At 33.7% G+C, this 511-nt stretch carries 1 protein-coding gene; it reads right to left on the bottom strand.

All coding sequences use genetic code 11. From position 1 onward, the window contains the following. The coding region (locus tag AC1DWA_RS33230) for a hypothetical protein (RefSeq protein ID WP_477917712.1) at positions 1-402 on the bottom strand (402 nt) is incomplete at its 3' end. Positions 403-511 lie beyond the last annotated feature (109 nt).

The raw sequence follows: 511 nt of genomic DNA on the forward strand, positions 1-511 counted from the left end.
AAATAATACTAACCCTTCTGTTGATATCCCTTCACCAAAAACGCCTTCGTCGAAATAGCTGCACCATATTCCTTCTTTACTAACCACTACGTCTTGCACAGCATCTCCACAATAGAATGACCGTATGACTTCTCCGTCGATATTCATAATAAACAAATTGTGCTTTTCTCCCTTAGTTCTAGGATTCATTATCAAAAAATGCTTATAATCAATCCATCTGACAAAAGGATAGTTTATTTTTAAACGTGGATAAAGAGTAGTACCGTTTACAGACAATTCGAATCTATTATGGCGTTTTTGAACTAAGACCAGTCCATATTCATCTTTGTAATCTGCATCAATGATATTTAAACAATTATCATCAGGTTCGATGGTAAAAATAGTCGTCTCTACAATCCTCAAAGCTAGTCACCCCTTATATTATAAGAAAGCGGAAAACAAACTTTAAAATTAGAAATGAATAAAACTTCCCGCTTGCTTTGATCTTATTTATTTTCACTTAGGTTTAGTG

The organism is Rhodococcus sp. P4_F3_2, from assembly GCF_056401335.1.